This window comes from Xanthomonas sp. NCPPB 2250, from assembly GCF_056725265.1.
On record NZ_CM161520.1, the window covers coordinates 4379227 to 4394476 of the forward strand.

Below are 15250 nucleotides of genomic sequence, written 5' to 3' on the forward strand. Positions count from 1 at the left end.
CGCCGGCGGCGCGACGCCGGCCGGGCCGCTCCAGCGGCCCGGCCATTTCTTGCATATCCATCCGGATGAAGAGATATAATCGGCACACCACCCGCTGCGTTGCGCCCATGACCGCCATCAGCTTCGAGTTCTATCCGCCCAAGACCGACGAGCAGCGCGCGCAGCTCGACCGCACCGCCGCGCGGCTGAAGGCCTACGCGCCGGAGTACGTTTCCTGCACCTTCGGCGCCGGCGGCTCGACCCTCAGCTACACCTCCGAGACCGTGCGCCACCTCAAGCAGCACCACCGTTTCGAGGCCGCGCCGCATCTGTCGTGCGTGGGCGGCAGCCGCGAGGAGATCCGCGAGTTGCTCAAGCTGTACCGCGCCATCGGCTGCCGCCGTCTGGTCGCACTGCGCGGCGACCTGCCGTCGGGCATGGGCCACCCCGGCGACCTGCGCTATGCCGCCGACCTGATCGCCTTCATCCGCGCCGAGCACGGCGACGCCTTCCACCTGGAAGTGGGCGCGTATCCGGAAACGCATCCGCAGGCCAACGATGCGCTCAGCGACCTGCGCCACTTCAAGGCCAAGGTCGATGCCGGCGCCGATGCCGCCATCACCCAGTACTTCTACAACGCCGACGCCTATTTCCACTTCGTCGACGCGGTCCGCAAGCTCGGCGTGCAGATCCCGATCGTGCCCGGCATCATGCCGATCTCCAACTTCAGCCAGCTGCGGCGTTTCTCCGAACAGTGCGGCGCGGAAATCCCGCGCTGGATCGGCAAGCGCATGCAAGCCTACGGCGACGATGCCGAGGCCATCCGCGAGTTCGGCGCCGACGTGGTCGCCGCCTTGTGCCAACGCCTGATCGACGGCGGCGCGCCAGCGCTGCATTTCTATACGCTCAACCTGGCCAAGCCGACCACCAGCGTGCTGGCGCGTCTGCGCGGCGACGTCGCCGCCGGCTGAGTGTCGCGGCCGCTCGGGATTCGGGATTCGGGAATGGCAACAGCAGCGCGAGGCCTCGCTTTGGCGAATCCCCAATCCCGAATCCCCAATCCCCGCTCGTAGGGCATTCGCTCCGCGGTCACGCCGGCTGCGGCTACCCTGCGGCGATGCGCCTGCTCCCGCCGATGCTGCTGCTCTTGTGCCTGTGGGGCCTCGCCACGCCCGCCGCCGCGCAACGGGTGAACCGTTGCACCGGGCCCGACGGCACCACCGTGTTCAGCGATCGCCGCTGCGAGGACGTCGGCGCGACCGACCGCCTGCCGCCACCGGTGGCGCCCGGCAACGTCGGCGGCAACGCCCGCGGCCTGGCGCCGCCGCAGTGCGTGCGCCGGCTGAGCGTGCTGGTCCAGCAGATCCGCAGCGCCGTGGACGCCCGCGACGTCAATCGGCTATCGGCACTGTACTGGTGGAACGGCGTTTCCGACGACGGCGCGCAACGCATCTTCGAGCGGCTGGAGGCGATCGTGCGCCGCCCCCTGGTCGCGATCGTGCCGGTGTTGCCGGACACCAGCGGAACCAACGCTCCCGCAGCCGACACGTCGTCGACAGCCGCCTCCGCGACAACGGCCACGTCGGCTGTGGCGGATGCCGACGGTGGCGAGGCGCCATCGCGTCCGCATCCGACCGGCCTGCGTCTGCAGCAGACCCTCGCCGGCAGCATCACCCCCGCCTCCACCGTGCTGGACTTGCGCCGGCAGTACGACTGCTTCTGGATCAGTTTCTGAGGAGCCGGGATTGGGGAATGGGGATTGGGGAATCGTAGGAGCGGCTTCAGCCGCGACCTGTCGGAGATCCGATGTCGCGGCTGAAGCCGCTCCCACAGGTGCGGCACCGGCCTCGTCGAAGGATCACTGTGGGAGGGACTTCAGTCCCGACGCATTGCGCCATCGGAAAGCACGCCACTTCTTCTGAGGAGCCGGGATTCGGGAATGGGGATTGGGGAATCGCAGCAGCGGCTTCCGCGTACGCGCCTCCCCCTCGCGCAGGAGCGGCTTCAGCCGCGACCTGTCGGAGATCCGATGTCGCGGCTGAAGCCGCTCCTACGGGTGCGGCGCCCGCCTCGTCGGAGGATCACTGTGGGAGGGACTTCAGTCCCGGCGCATTGCGCCATCGGAAAGCACGCCACTTCGCGTTTCGCGGCTGCATGACAGTTGACCAGGGGAAGCTGTTGCTGTCGCCCCACTCACGCCACATCGGCCGCCAGCGGCCACAGCCCGCGGATCGCGGCGATGCCCTGGCCGCCATGGCGGCGCGCCTCGGCCACTTGCGTGGGCGCCAGGCCGCCGATCGGGTAGATCGGCAGGGCGACCTGCTCGCGCAGGCGCTCGAACGCCTGCCAGCCCAGCGGCGCGGCGCCAGGATGGCTGGCGGTGGGGGCCAGCGGCCCGACCACAGCGAAATCGCAGCCGATGCGCTGCGCTGTCTGCAATTCTTCAACGGTATGACAGGACGCCGCCACGGCCTGCCCGGCCGGCAATGGGCGCGCCTGCCACTGCGGCAGCTGCTCCGCGCCCAGGTGCACGCCCACACCCAGTTCCTGCGCCAGCGCCACGTCGCGGTTGAGCAGCACCTGCGCGCCACGCGTCGCGCATAGCGCAGCGGCCGCCCGCGCCAGCGGCACCCACTGCTCGGCCGGCAGGCTGCGCGCACGCAGCTGCACGCGGCGCACGCCGGCGTCCAGCGCGCGCTCCAGCGCCGCCAACCAGGGGCCTGGCTCGGCCGGCTCCGGTGTCACCAGGTAGCAGGCGGGCTGGCGCAGCATCGCCACCACCGGCTGGTCGGCCGGCGGCATCGCGTAGCGGCCCAGCTTGTCGGCGCTCACCCAGGTCAGCGCCTGGCCCTCGCGGCCACGCGGCGTGCCCTTCCACGCCGCCACCTGGCGCACCTCCAGGCGCAGCCGCTTGTCCGGGTAGCGCTGCGGCACTTCCATCAGCCACTCGCCGACGACGGCCTCGATGCCCAGTTCCTCCTGCAACTCGCGCACCAGCGCCTGCTCCGAGGTCTCGCCGGGCTCGCGCTTGCCGCCAGGGAATTCCCACAGGCCGGCAAGGTCGCGGCCCTCGGTACGGCGGGTCAGCAGGATACGGCCGCGCGCATCGGTGATGACGCCGGCGACGACATGAATGGATCTGAGCGGTTCGGACATGGCGCAAGCTTGCCGTTTCCGGCGGCGCCAGCGCAATCAACCAGGGTCACATTGGCACCGATCGGCCATGGAGAGTGGCGCCCAGCGCATCCACGCTATCCCGGCTCAGACGAAGGCCGGGCGGCCGCGCGTCCTGAACGCAAGGGCAACTGCGCCAACGCAGAGCATCATTGGGAAAAGCCTCGAGCGCGCGCTTACCACATGCCAAATGCGTGACGCACCACCCTCGCTGCGCTTCTGCGGCGCGCATCGCATCGGTTGGCGGAACGTCCGCAGCCGCCACCCGCTCAGGCATCCAGGCCGTGGCCAATCCGCCACAGCACGCCGCCGGGATCATGCAGGGTGAAGTCGCGCATGCCCCAGGGACGGTCCTCGGGCGCGCCCAGGCGCGCGCCGTAACGGCCGACCAAGTCGGCCGCGTGCAGCCGCCGCCACCAGGCGTCGGCGTCCTCCACCCACAGATGCAGCACGAGGTTGTGCGCCAGGCCCGCGTGGTAGAAATCCTGCAGCAGGAACGCGCAGCGGTCCCCATGGCGGAAGCAGATCAGGCCCTCGCCGAGCGGCTCGGGCGCGAAGCCTACATCCGCATAGAACTGCGCCGATAGCGCGAAATCCTGCGCCGGCACGAAGACCTTCAGTTCCCGGCTGGGAGAGGCATCCAAGGCGATTTCTCCAAGGTGTTCGAGCAATCCATGACCGAGCATGCCACGTCGCGACGGCGCACACGCCAGCAAGAACGTGCGCGCACGCGACGCTCTGCCCAGGCCCGCGCCGTCACACGGCCACCCGCGCGCGACCGTCATCGTGCGGCCGGGCTTGGCAAACGCGCCCAGCCCTCACAGAGGCTGCGTCAGATAGCGCTGCAGCGTCTCTCCCAACACCCGCACTGCGCGCGGCCGAGTCAGGCCCCTAGCAGGAAATTCCAGCACGTAGCGCACCAAGGCGAAGCCCAGCATCTGCGAGGCGATCAATGCGGCGCGCGTTTCCGCCGCCGCGCCCGGCCCCAGGTAGCGCCGCACCGCCGTGCGCAGCTGCTTCTCGAAGATCTCGGTCATCCGCGCCTTCGCATCGGCATGGCTTACCGCCGCGCGCAGCAAGGCCACCAGTTGATGACCTGAGGGCGCGTCCTCCCAGACCGCGAAGAAATGCGCCGCCAGGCGTTCGCCCACCTCCTCGGCCGGGACGTCGCGCAGGTCGGGCAGGTGCAGGTCGAACTCCACCGCCGCCAGGAACAGCTGCTCCTTGCTGCCGTAGTAGCGGATCACCAGCGCGACGTTGGCCTGCGCCTGCGCCGCGATCTGGCGCACGGTGGCGCCGTCGTAGCCGTGCACGGCGAACAGCGCCCGCGCCGATTCGAGAATGCGGTCCTTGGTGGCCTGCGCACGTGTCACTGCAGCGTCCCTGGAGGAAACAGGCTCGGCGCCTGTAAACGGGAGTTTACTCCACGCCGGAAACGGCGCAGGATGTAAACACACGCTTACATGGGAAAGGCGATGAACGCCCACGCAGACATGCTGTCCACGGACGTCCTGATCGTGGGCGCCGGCCCCAGCGGGCTGGCGCTGCGCCTGGCCCTGGACCGCCTCGGGATCGCCTCGCTCCTGGTCGACCGGCATCCGGCGGGACTGAACACCTCGCGCGCCGCGGTGATCCATGCACGCACCCTGGAGGTGCTGGAACCGCTCGGCGTGGTGCCACGCCTGCTTGCGGCGGGCGTGCAGGCCACCCGGTTCCGCGTACGCGACGGCGACCGGATCCTGCTGCAGATCGGCTTCGACGACCTGCCCTCGGCGCATCGGTATGCGCTGATGTGCCCGCAGAACGCCACCGAGGCGATTCTGGGCGATGGGCTGGCGCAGGACTCCGCCACGGTGTGGCGGCCAGCACGCCTGCTGTCGTTCGCGCAGGCGGCCGACGGCATCAGCGCCGACCTGAAACTGCCGCAACAGCGCAGGCAGCAGGTGCGTGCGCAATGGATCGTCGGCTGCGACGGCGCCCACAGCGTGGTCCGCCACTACGCCGGGATCGCGTTCGAAGGCGGGGACTACACGGAGACCTTCGTGCTCGCCGATGTGCGCATGGCATGGCCGTTGCCGCGCGAGGAGGTCAGCCTGTTCTTCTCGCCGCAGGGCCTGATGGTGGCGGCGCCGCTGCCGGAACCCGACGGCGCAGCGGGCGATCGCCACCGGATCGTGGCGACAGCGACGGACGTGGTTGGGCCGCCGACGCTGTCGCAGGTGCAGGCCTTGCTCGATGCGCGCGGGCCGCGCGCCGCGCACGGTCGCATCGACGCGTTGCTGTGGAGTTCGGACTTCCATCTGCAGCACCGCGTGGCCGCGCAACTGCGACGAGGACGGGTCCTGCTGTGCGGCGACGCGGCGCACGTGCACAGCCCCGCCGGAGGCCAGGGCATGAATACCGGCATCCAGGACGCGATCGCCCTGGCGCCGGCGCTGCAGCAGGCGCTACGCCAGCACGATGCCCAGGCCCTGGACGCCTGGGCGACCCACCGCCACCGTATCGCCCGCGGCGTGGTGCGCATGACCGACGCGATGACGCGCGCGGCCACCGCCACCGGGCCGCTGGCGCGCAGCGTCCGCAACGGCCTGCTCGGCCTGATCGATCATGCGCCGCCGATCCAGCGCAGGCTGGCCGCGCGATTGGCCGAACTGGGCAACTGAGCGTCGATCGGCCGCTGCTCCGCAAGCGTGCGGGAGCAGCGGATCCGGGATGCCGGGGCCCCTAGAAAGGGGCCGACGGCCGCAGCGGCTACGCGCGTGCGCAGCCCTGCGTGGAGGCCAGGCTCAGCTTAGCTGGCCGTGGCAGTGCTTGTACTTCTTGCCGCTGCCGCAGGGGCACGGATCGTTGCGGCCGACCTTCGGCGCTTCGCGGGTCACCTGCGCCACGGTCGGCGCACCCGCCTCGCCGCGCTGCACCTGCTCGGCTTCCTCGTCGGCGCCGTAACCGCCGGCGTCCTGGTGCTGGAACTGGGCCTGGCGCAACTGCGCCTCCACCTGCTGACGCTCCTGCGCCTCCAGCGCGGCCACTTCCTCCTCGCTGCGGATGCGCACCCGCGCCAGCAGGGTGACCACTTCGCGCTTGGCGTGCTCCAGCATCTCCGAGAACAGCTCGAAGGCTTCCTTCTTGTATTCCTGCTTGGGCTGCTTCTGCGCGTAGCCGCGCAGGTGGATGCCCTGGCGCAGGTAGTCCATGCGCGCCAGATGCTCCTTCCAGCTCTGGTCGAGCACGGTGAGCATCACGTGCTTCTCCAGCGCGCGCATGGTCTCGCCGCCGATCGCCGATTCCTTCTCGCGGAAATGGCGGTCCACTTCCTCGCGTACCTTCTCGACGATGCCGTCCGCGTCCAGTTCCTCGTGGCGCTTGACCAGGTCGGTGATCGACAGCGACAGGCCGAGTTCGCTGGCCAGGGTGGCTTCCAGGCCGGGCAGGTCCCACTGGTCGTCCACCGAGTTCGGCGGCACGAAGCGCGAGACGATGTCGTAGATCACGTCGTCGCGGATGCCGTCGACGTTCTCCTTGACCGACTCGGCGTCCAGCAGTTCGTCGCGCTGGGCGTAGATCACCTTGCGCTGGTCGTTGTTGACGTCGTCGAAGTCGAGCAGGTTCTTGCGGATGTCGAAGTTGTGCGCCTCGACCTTGCGCTGCGCCTTCTCGATCTGCCGGCTGACCAGCTTGTCCTCGATGACGTCGTCTTCCTTCATGCCCATCATGCGCATCGCCTTCTGCACCCAGTCGGAGGCGAAGATGCGCATCAGGTTGTCTTCCAGCGACAGGTAGAACCGCGAGGAACCCGGGTCGCCCTGGCGGCCGGAACGGCCGCGCAGCTGGTTGTCGATACGCCGCGACTCGTGACGCTCGGTGCCGATGATGTGCAGGCCGCCAGCGGCCTTGACCGCGTCGTGGCGCTCCTGCCAGGCCGCCTTCAGGCGCGCGCGCGTTGCGTCGTCAAGCTCCTCGCCCAGCGCATGCAGTTCGGCTTCCAGCGAGCCGCCGAGCACGATGTCGGTACCGCGGCCGGCCATGTTGGTGGCGATGGTCACCGCGCCCGGCTGGCCGGCGTTGGCGACGATCTGCGCTTCGCGCTCGTGCTGCTTGGCGTTGAGCACCTCGTGCTTCACGCCCGCCTTGCGCAGGTGCTCGGACAGCATCTCCGAGGTCTCGATCGAGGTGGTACCGACCAGCACCGGCTGGCCGCGCTTGGCGCAGTCCTCGATGTCGGCCAGCACCGCGTTGAACTTGCCCTGGCGGTTGAGGAACACCTGGTCCGGCCAGTCCTTGCGGATGGTCGGGCGGTTGGTCGGAATAACCACCACTTCCAGGCCGTAGATGCTCTGGAACTCGTAGGCTTCGGTATCGGCCGTACCGGTCATGCCGGACAGCTTCTTGTACATGCGGAACAGGTTCTGGAAGGTGATGCTGGCCAGCGTCTGGTTCTCGCGCTGCACCGGCACGCCTTCCTTCGCTTCCACCGCCTGGTGCAGGCCGTCGGACCAGCGGCGGCCCGGCAGGGTGCGGCCGGTGAACTCGTCGACGATCACCACCTCGCCGTCGCGCACGATGTAGTCGACGTCGCGCTGGTAGATCGCGTGCGCACGCAGCGCCGCGTTGAGGTGGTGGACCACGCTCAGGTTCTGCGCGCCGTACAGGCGGTCTTCCTCGTCGGTGAGGATACCGGCGGCGCGCAGCAGTTCTTCGGCGTGCTCCATGCCCGCTTCGGACAGGTGCACCTGCTTGCCCTTCTCGTCGACCCAGAAGTCGCCCTCGCCCTCTTCGGACTCCTGCTTGACCAGTTGCGGCACGATGCGGTTGACGCGGATGTACAGCTCCGGCGATTCGTCGGCCGGGCCGGAGATGATCAGCGGGGTGCGCGCTTCGTCGATCAGGATCGAGTCGACCTCGTCGACGATGGCGTAGTTGAGGCCGCGCTGGAAGCGGTCGGCCTTGGACAGCGCCATGTTGTCGCGCAGGTAGTCGAAGCCGAATTCGTTGTTGGTGCCGTAGGTGATGTCGGCGGCGTAGGCGGCGTGCTTGTCGCTGTGCGGCATGCCCGGGTACACCACGCCCACGCTCAGGCCCAGCCAGTTGTACAGCTTGCCCATCTGCGCGGCGTCGCGGCGCGCCAGGTAGTCGTTGACGGTGACCACGTGCACGCCCTTGTCTTCCAGCGCGTTGAGGTACACCGGCAGCGTCGCGACCAGGGTCTTGCCCTCGCCGGTGCGCATTTCCGCGATCTTGCCCAGGTGCAGGACCATGCCGCCGATCAACTGCACGTCGTAGTGGCGCATGCCCAGCACGCGTCGGCTGGCCTCGCGGCACACCGCGAACGCTTCCGGCAGCACCTTGTCCAGGGTCTCGCCGCCGGCGATGCGCCCACGCAGTTCCGGGGTCTTGGCCTGCAGCTGCTCGTCGGAGAGCTGCTCCATCTCCGGCTCCAGCGCATTGATCTTGGCGACGATACGGTGGAGCTGGCGCAGTTGGCGCTCGTTGCGGCTACCGAAAACGCGAGTAAGCAGACTGTTGATCATTGAAGGAACCGGTTGGAAAGGAACGCCTCGACGGCCCGATCCCCAGGGAATCGACGGGCCGCAAACGAAACAGGGCGCGAGGCGCCCTGTCGATGGCAAAGCACATTGTAGCTTGGGGCGGCGCCCGGCGATTCAAGCGCCGGCACGCCAGCCCCCGCGCGGCTCAGCCACGGCCGCGGCGGCCCACCGGAATGGCGCCATCGCCGAGGAACTTGGCCGGGTTCACCACCACCCCGTCCTTCCAGACCTCGAAATGCACGTGGGCGCCGGTGGAACGGCCGGTGGAGCCGGCCTTGGCCACTTCCTGGCCGACCCGCACCAGGTCGCCGACCTTCACCGACAGCCGCGAATTGTGCGCGTAGCGGGTGACATAGCCGTTGCCGTGGTCGACCTCGACCACGTTGCCGTAGCCGCCGCGCACGCCGGAGTAGCTGACCACGCCGTCGGCCACCGCCAGCACCGGGTCGCCGACGTTGGCGTGGAAGTCGATGCCCTTGTGGTTGCCGGTGCCGCGGCCGAACGGATCGGCGCGGCCGCCGAAGGCCGAGGTGATGTAGCTGTTGCGGATCGGCATCCGCGAGGGCACCGCGTTCTGGTCCAGCTGGTGGTCGAACAGCAGCGATTCCAGCACCGACAGCTGCTGGCCGGAGGTGGCGAACTGCTGCTGCAGCCCGTCCAGTTCCTTGCCGAGCTGCTGCGCGGGCATGTCGTGGCTGGGTTCGTCGTCGCCGCCACCGACGCCGACCGGCTGGTCGAAATCGAACTCGCCGTCCTGCAGCTTGCCCATGCGGGTCAGGCGATCGCCGAGCGCGTTGAGCCGGGTCGCCTGCGCCTGCAGTTCGCCCAGCCGCGCCGCCAGGGCGTTGACCTGGGTCTGCGCGTCGCGGCGCACCTGCGCCAACTCCTGGTCCTGCCGCTCGAGCTTGGCGCGCAGTTGCGCCGAACCACCCCATCCGGCTGCGGCGCTGACGCCGATGCCGAGTACCATGCCGAGGCCGAGCACCGCACCGAGCGCGGCGAGGGGGCGACGATCGGCGAATTCGCGCAATCGCCACGGCAACGTCTTGACCCCCTTTTCACTGGAACGGATTACGATCTTCTTGAACGTCATATGAGTTTTCATGTCTAAGCGAAAGTCCGGCGAAGGCCATACCGCCACGCCGCAGCCGGCGCTGGACGCCGCACTGGCGGACAAGGCGGGCGACCCGTTGCGCCGCGCCTTGTGGCTCGACGCGCTGGACCGGCAGTTACGCCCCCATTTGCCGCCGAACCTGGCGCCCCGTTGCCGGTTGGCCAATGTGAACGGCGAACAGCTCGTTTTTCTCGTTGAGTCTCCGGTCTGGCACGCCCGGGTCAGGCTGGCCGAGGCCGACATCCTTGCTGCGGCCCGTTCCCTCGGGCTGAAAGCCACCAAAGTGACCGTCAAGACTGCGACTGCGCCCGCGCATTCCCCAATGCATCAGGCAAGAAGCACGCCAGCTCCGGTTTCTGCGGCCACGCACAAGGGACTGCGCGAGGCCCTGGCTTCCCTGCAGGACGTCGTCTCCGCGACGCCTGATGCGACCACGGGCTCCGACCGTGGCCGTCGACGTACGTAGACACGCACGCCGCGACCGACGCATCCTAGCGGGCGTCGGGCGCGAGGTCGTTACCGATTCGTTAAATCGGCGTTAAGGGGAGAAGAAGGAACGGCCGATTGCCGATTCCGTGATACCCACCCGGCCGTCATCGGGTTGAACGGTTCAGGCGTAAGCCGCCGCCCCGTAAGCCACCGGCGCCTGCTGCGCGGCGGATTCGAAGCTGACCCACTCCCACGCCGCCTGTTCGGCGAGCAGCGCGCGGACCAGCTTGTTGTTCAGCGCATGGCCGGACTTGTAGCCCTCGTAGGCGCCGAGGATGGCACCGCCGGCGAGGTACAGATCGCCGATCGCATCGAGGATCTTGTGGCGCACGAACTCGTCGGCGTAGCGCAGGCCGTCGTCGTTGAGCACGCGGAATTCGTCGAGCACGATGGCGTTGTCCATCGAACCGCCGAGGCCGAGATTGCGCTCGCGCATGTACTCCAGGTCGCGCATGAAGCCGAAGGTGCGCGCGCGGGAGATTTCCTTGATGTAGGCCATCGTCGAGAACTCGATCTCCTGGCGCGACTGCTTGGCCGGGATCATCGGGTGGTCGAACTGGATGGTGAAACCGAGCTTGTAGCCGCCGTCGTAGGGCACGAAACGGGCGATCTTGTCGCCGTCGCGCACTTCCACTTCGCGCTTGATGCGGATGAAGCGCTTGGCCTTGTCCTGCTCGACGATGCCCGCCGACTGCAGCAGGAACACGAACGGACCGGCCGAGCCGTCCATGATCGGCAGTTCGGCCGAGGACAGTTCGACGATGGCGTTGTCCACGCCGAGGCCGGCCATCGCCGACATCAGGTGCTCCACCGTCTGGATCTTGGCCTGGCCGCGGCTCAGGCCGGTGCACAGCGTGGTCTCGGTGACCAGTTCGGCATCGGCCGGCACGTCCACCGCCGGATCCAGGTCCACGCGTCGGAATACGATGCCGTGGTCGGCCGGTGCGGGGCGCAGGGTCATGTAGACCTTGTCGCCGCTGTGCAGGCCCACGCCGGTGGCGCGGATCGTGTTCTTGAGGGTGCGTTGCTGGGTCATGGCAGACAGTCTGGGAACGTCTGTTCGCACGGGAACTGAACAGACAACGAGAATATCACGCGTTTAGCTAAATTTTAACAAAGCGGTCACAGCATCCCATCGGTGCAACGCTGGCCCGTGCCGGCGTCGCGGTCGCAAAAACCTGCCGGGTCGCGGGGACCCGGCAGCAAGGGACACGGCGCGCCGACCAGGGAGGCGCTCCTGGACGGCGGTGTTGCGGGCCGGCGCGCGCGCCGGCCGATGATGCAGACCTCAGTCGGCCTGACGGCGCAGGAACGCCGGGATGTCCAGGTAGTCGCTCGGCAGGTCGGCCGCGGCCGGTGCCGGGGCGGACGCCGCGGTGCTCATCGACTCGCCGCTCGGACGACGCAGGCCCAGGCCCATCGCACCGCCGACCGCCTTGGACACGGCATCGCCGCCGTGCTCGAAGTCGCCGAACTCCGGCTGGCCGGTGGTGGCGTTGCGCACCAGCTTGATCGGCGCGCGCTGCTCCGGACGCTGCGACTGGCGCGACACCGCACGGTTCAGGCCGGTGGCGACCACGGTCACGCGCACTTCATCCTGCATGTCCGGATCCAGCACGGTGCCGACCACCACGGTGGCGTCCTCGGAGGAGAAGCCTTCGATGGTGCGGCCGATCTCGTCGAACTCGGCCATGGTGAAGTCCGGGCCGGCGGTGATGTTGACCAGGATGCCGTTGGCGCCGGCCAGGTTGACGTCGTCCAGCAGCGGGTTCTGGATCGCCGCTTCGGCAGCGGCCTGTGCGCGGTCGTCGCCGCGGGCCGAGCCGGTGCCCATCATCGCCAGGCCCATTTCCGACATCACGGTGCGCACGTCGGCGAAGTCGACGTTGATCAGGCCCGGACGCACGATCAGGTCGGCGATGCCCTGCACCGCGCCCTGCAGCACGTCGTTGGCGGCGCGGAACGCCTGGATCATGGTGGCGTTGCGGCCGAGCACGGTGATCAGCTTTTCATTCGGAATGGTGATCAGCGAGTCGCAGTGCTGGCTCAGTTCCTCGATGCCCTTCAGCGCCACCTGCATGCGGCGGCGGCCTTCGAACGGGAACGGCTTGGTGACCACGGCCACGGTCAGGATGCCCATTTCCTTGGCCAGCTGCGCCACCACCGGCGCGGCGCCGGTGCCGGTGCCGCCGCCCATGCCGGCGGTGATGAACACCATGTCCGCGCCCTGCAGCGCGTCCATGATGCGCTCGCGGTCTTCCAGCGCGGCCTGGCGGCCGACTTCCGGGTTCGCGCCCGCGCCCAGGCCCTTGGTGACGTTGGTGCCGAGCTGCAGCTGCAGCTTGGCGCCGCAGTTCTTGATCGCCTGCGAGTCGGTGTTGGCGGTGATGAACTCCACGCCGTCCACGCTGCTGCTGACCATGTGCGCGACCGCGTTGCCGCCGCCGCCGCCCACGCCAACGACCTTGATCACTGCATTGGGTGCCATCTTTTCAATCAGTTCGAAATGCGCCATGTCCGTTTCCTCTTTGAGCCGGGATTCGGGAGTGGGGATTGGGGATTCGGAGAACTCCGATCCTTTTTCCCACCTCTCCGTCCGGCGAGTGTTGTTGTTTGGATGCCGGGATTCGGGAGTCGGGAGTGGGGATTCGCAAAAGCGAACACCCAGTTCCGTGACCCTCTCCGCAGCGGAATCACCGCAAAAAAACTATCGCCTACCTACCTACCTACCGCTCTCCACTCTCTCTCTACCTACCGCTGTTGCTCCCACCAATCCCAAATCTCCAATCCCGAATCCCAGCTCCATCAGAATTCGCCGCGATACCAGTTCTTCAATTTCTTGAACAAGCTGCCGGCGCGGCCGGTCGGCAGCGACGGGCGGCGCGGGTGTTCGATCTGGCTGCCCATCAGCAGCAGGCCCACGCCGGTGGCGTGCACCGGATTGCCGACGACTTCGCCCAGGCCGGTGACGTGCTGTGGAATGCCCACGCGTACCGGCATCTGCACCATTTCCTCGGCCAGTTCGACCACGCCTTCCATCTTCGAGGCGCCGCCGGTCAGCACCATGCCGGCGCGCACCAGTTCCTCGAAGCCGGAGCGGCGCAGTTCCGCCTGCACCATCTCGAAGATCTCCTCGTAGCGGCCCTGCACCGCCTGCGCCAGCGAATGGCGCGGCATGCGCCGCGGCGGACGGTCGCCGACGCTCGGCACCTGGATGCTTTCCTCGGCGGTGGCCAGCTGCGCCAGCGCGCAGGCGTAGCGCACCTTGATCTGCTCGGCTTCCGGGGTCGGCGTGCGCAGCATGTGCGCGATGTCGTTGGTGACGTGGTCGCCGGCGATCGGCAGCGAGGCGGTGTGGCAGATCGCGCCCTGCACGAACACCGCCAGGTCGGTGGTGCCGGCGCCCATGTCCACCAGCACCACGCCCAGCTCGCGCTCGTCGGCGGTCAGCACCGCCACCGAGGACGCCAGCGAGGACAGGATCAGGTCGTCCACCTGCAGGCCGCAGCGCTGCACGCACTTGCTGATGTTGGCCGCGGCCGACTGCGCGCACACCACCAGGTGCGCATGCACCTCCAGGCGCACGCCGGTCATGCCGACCGGGTTGCGGATGCCTTCCTGCGAATCGTCCAGCACGTACTCGCGCGGGATCGCGTGGAGGATGCGCTGGTCGGCCGGGATCGCCACCGCCTTGGCCGCTTCAAGCACGCGGTCCAGGTCGTTCCAGGTCACCTCGCCGTCGCGGATCGGCACGATGCCCGGCGAGTTCTTGCACTGCACGTGGTTGCCGGAGATCGACGCGTACACCGAGCGGACCTCGCAGCCGGCCATCAGCTCGGCTTCCTCGATCGCGCGCTGGATCGACTGCACGGTGGATTCGATGTCCACCACCACGCCGCGCTTGAGCCCGCGCGATTCGTGCGAACCGATGCCGATCACCTCGATCGGGTTGCCGGGCGAGTATTCGCCGACCAGCGCGACGACCTTGGAGGTGCCGATGTCCAGTCCAACGATGAGGGATTTGTCGCCTTTGCGGTTCATGTCTTGGAGCCGGGAATAGTGAATCGGGAATGGGGAAGGGAGAAGAGCGGGCTCTCGCGATGGGATGGAGGGTCGGCCAGTGCCGCGTGCCGCGCGGGCTGGGCCGGCGCCGCGGGCTTCTTCTCCTTGCCCGGCTCCTTACTCGGCTCTTTGCTCTCGGGTACCCATGCCACGGTGAATCCGTTGGTGTAGCGAAGATCGGCGCGCGCCAGCGGCGGCTGGCCCGGCTGCAGCAATTGCGGCAGCACCCGGGCGAAGCGCTCCAGGCGCGCGCGCGCGTCGTCGCGGCCGACCACCACCTGCACGCCGTTGCCCAGCGCCAGCGACCAGCTGCCGCGCGCGTCCAGGGCAACGCCCTGCACCGGCAAGCCGACCGGCGCGAACAGCGCGCGCGAGCTGTTGTACAGCGCGACCACGTCGGCGGCCTTGGCGTCCGGGCCGGCCAGATGCGGCAGCGCCACGTCGCGCAGTTCGTTGGGCAGGGCGAAGATGCGCCCCTGCTCGGAGAGCATGCGGTCCGCACCCCAGCGTGCGAACGGGCGGTGTTCGACGACGCGCACTTCCAGCACGTCCGGCCAGCGCTTGCGCACCCGCGCGCTCTCGACCCACGGCAGGCGCTCGATCGCGTCCTGCGCATCCTGCAGGCGCACCGCGAAGAAGCCGCGGCGCGCGTACGGCAGTACCACCTGGCGCAACTGCTCGGCGGACACGCGCTTGAAGTCGCCACTGACCTGCAGCCGGCTCAGCGGCCAGCGCTCGGCCCCGACCCAGCCGTTGAGCACGGCCACGATCGGCAGCGCGACCAAGGCCAGCGCCAGCAGCCAGGCGAGGATGCGCAGGGAGGCGTTCATGGGCGCACCTTCCGGTGCGCGGGATTGGGGATTGGGGATTGGGGATTGGCGCAATG

Annotated in this window: 13 protein-coding genes; 4 read left to right on the forward strand and 9 right to left on the reverse strand. The window is 68.7% G+C overall.

The features are described from left to right. Window positions 1-107 precede the first annotated feature (107 nt). Both metF and AC1PMG_RS17835 read left to right on the forward strand, forming a co-directional pair. Window positions 108-950 (forward strand): methylenetetrahydrofolate reductase [NAD(P)H], encoded by an 843-nt coding sequence (gene metF / locus AC1PMG_RS17830; RefSeq protein WP_481109730.1) that lies wholly within the window; start codon window positions 108-110, stop codon window positions 948-950. 146 nt (window positions 951-1096) lie between these two features. Beyond that, on the forward strand, window positions 1097-1714 hold the full coding sequence (locus tag AC1PMG_RS17835) for a DUF4124 domain-containing protein (protein WP_481109731.1): 618 nt from the start codon (window positions 1097-1099) through the stop codon (window positions 1712-1714). 458 nt (window positions 1715-2172) lie between these two features. Here the strand turns inward: AC1PMG_RS17835 and AC1PMG_RS17840 are convergent, their stop codons facing one another. From AC1PMG_RS17840 to AC1PMG_RS17850, 3 genes are all read right to left on the reverse strand, one after another. Continuing rightward, window positions 2173-3135 (reverse strand): Nudix family hydrolase, encoded by a 963-nt coding sequence (locus tag AC1PMG_RS17840; protein WP_481109732.1) that lies wholly within the window; start codon window positions 3133-3135, stop codon window positions 2173-2175. Between the two features lie 287 nt (window positions 3136-3422). Then, window positions 3423-3797 carry a VOC family protein gene (locus AC1PMG_RS17845; protein WP_481109733.1) on the reverse strand — a complete coding sequence of 125 codons (375 nt, stop codon included), beginning with the start codon at window positions 3795-3797 and terminating at the stop codon, window positions 3423-3425. A 174-nt stretch (window positions 3798-3971) separates the two neighbouring features. Beyond that, entirely contained in the window at window positions 3972-4526 is a 555-nt protein-coding gene (locus tag AC1PMG_RS17850) for a TetR/AcrR family transcriptional regulator (RefSeq protein ID WP_481109734.1), read from the reverse strand. Window positions 4527-4628: 102 nt separating this feature from the next. Between AC1PMG_RS17850 and AC1PMG_RS17855 the strand changes: the two genes are divergently transcribed. Next, the gene (locus AC1PMG_RS17855) at window positions 4629-5816 is read left to right on the forward strand and encodes an FAD-dependent oxidoreductase (protein WP_481109735.1); all 1188 of its coding nucleotides are present in this window, start codon (window positions 4629-4631) and stop codon (window positions 5814-5816) included. Window positions 5817-5939: 123 nt separating this feature from the next. Here AC1PMG_RS17855 and secA read toward each other — a convergent pair whose 3' ends face one another. Both secA and AC1PMG_RS17865 read right to left on the reverse strand, forming a co-directional pair. Further along, entirely contained in the window at window positions 5940-8681 is a 2742-nt protein-coding gene (secA, locus tag AC1PMG_RS17860) for a preprotein translocase subunit SecA (RefSeq protein ID WP_017909647.1), read from the reverse strand. Between the two features lie 163 nt (window positions 8682-8844). Beyond that, the gene (locus AC1PMG_RS17865; protein ID WP_160957445.1) at window positions 8845-9792 is read right to left on the reverse strand and encodes a peptidoglycan DD-metalloendopeptidase family protein; all 948 of its coding nucleotides are present in this window, start codon (window positions 9790-9792) and stop codon (window positions 8845-8847) included. 10 nt (window positions 9793-9802) lie between these two features. Here AC1PMG_RS17865 and AC1PMG_RS17870 point away from each other — a divergent pair, with 10 nt between their 5' ends. Further along, window positions 9803-10279 carry a DciA family protein gene (locus tag AC1PMG_RS17870; RefSeq protein WP_148827893.1) on the forward strand — a complete coding sequence of 159 codons (477 nt, stop codon included), beginning with the start codon at window positions 9803-9805 and terminating at the stop codon, window positions 10277-10279. A 144-nt stretch (window positions 10280-10423) separates the two neighbouring features. On the opposite strand, the gene lpxC is transcribed toward AC1PMG_RS17870, so the two are convergent. From lpxC to AC1PMG_RS17890, 4 genes are all read right to left on the reverse strand, one after another. Next, the gene (lpxC, locus tag AC1PMG_RS17875; protein WP_010340119.1) at window positions 10424-11338 is read right to left on the reverse strand and encodes a UDP-3-O-acyl-N-acetylglucosamine deacetylase; all 915 of its coding nucleotides are present in this window, start codon (window positions 11336-11338) and stop codon (window positions 10424-10426) included. A 252-nt stretch (window positions 11339-11590) separates the two neighbouring features. Continuing rightward, complete coding sequence (gene ftsZ, locus AC1PMG_RS17880; RefSeq protein WP_017912957.1) at window positions 11591-12817, reverse strand: cell division protein FtsZ; 1227 nt, start codon at window positions 12815-12817, stop codon at window positions 11591-11593. Window positions 12818-13107: 290 nt separating this feature from the next. Further along, window positions 13108-14343 carry a cell division protein FtsA gene (gene ftsA / locus AC1PMG_RS17885; RefSeq protein ID WP_481109736.1) on the reverse strand — a complete coding sequence of 412 codons (1236 nt, stop codon included), beginning with the start codon at window positions 14341-14343 and terminating at the stop codon, window positions 13108-13110. Next, a complete protein-coding gene (locus AC1PMG_RS17890; protein ID WP_342073068.1) occupies window positions 14340-15194 on the reverse strand; it encodes a cell division protein FtsQ/DivIB in 855 nt (284 codons plus the stop codon). The genes ftsA and AC1PMG_RS17890 overlap by 4 nt, the downstream gene beginning before the upstream one ends. Between the last annotated feature and the right edge of the window lie 56 nt (window positions 15195-15250).

Excerpts from the sequence above, each read along its gene's own strand:
- ftsZ (WP_017912957.1), bottom strand. The coding sequence starts at position 12,817 with ATGGCGCATTTCGAACTGATTGAAAAGATGGCACCCAATGCAGTGATC.
- AC1PMG_RS17840 (WP_481109732.1), bottom strand. The coding sequence starts at position 3,135 with ATGTCCGAACCGCTCAGATCCATTCATGTCGTCGCCGGCGTCATCACC.
- AC1PMG_RS17835 (WP_481109731.1), top strand. The coding sequence starts at position 1,097 with ATGCGCCTGCTCCCGCCGATGCTGCTGCTCTTGTGCCTGTGGGGCCTC.
- AC1PMG_RS17855 (WP_481109735.1), top strand. The coding sequence starts at position 4,629 with ATGAACGCCCACGCAGACATGCTGTCCACGGACGTCCTGATCGTGGGC.
- secA (WP_017909647.1), bottom strand. The coding sequence starts at position 8,681 with ATGATCAACAGTCTGCTTACTCGCGTTTTCGGTAGCCGCAACGAGCGC.
- ftsA (WP_481109736.1), bottom strand. The coding sequence starts at position 14,343 with ATGAACCGCAAAGGCGACAAATCCCTCATCGTTGGACTGGACATCGGC.
- AC1PMG_RS17865 (WP_160957445.1), bottom strand. The coding sequence starts at position 9,792 with ATGACGTTCAAGAAGATCGTAATCCGTTCCAGTGAAAAGGGGGTCAAG.
- metF (WP_481109730.1), top strand. The coding sequence starts at position 108 with ATGACCGCCATCAGCTTCGAGTTCTATCCGCCCAAGACCGACGAGCAG.
- AC1PMG_RS17890 (WP_342073068.1), bottom strand. The coding sequence starts at position 15,194 with ATGAACGCCTCCCTGCGCATCCTCGCCTGGCTGCTGGCGCTGGCCTTG.
- AC1PMG_RS17870 (WP_148827893.1), top strand. The coding sequence starts at position 9,803 with ATGTCTAAGCGAAAGTCCGGCGAAGGCCATACCGCCACGCCGCAGCCG.
- lpxC (WP_010340119.1), bottom strand. The coding sequence starts at position 11,338 with ATGACCCAGCAACGCACCCTCAAGAACACGATCCGCGCCACCGGCGTG.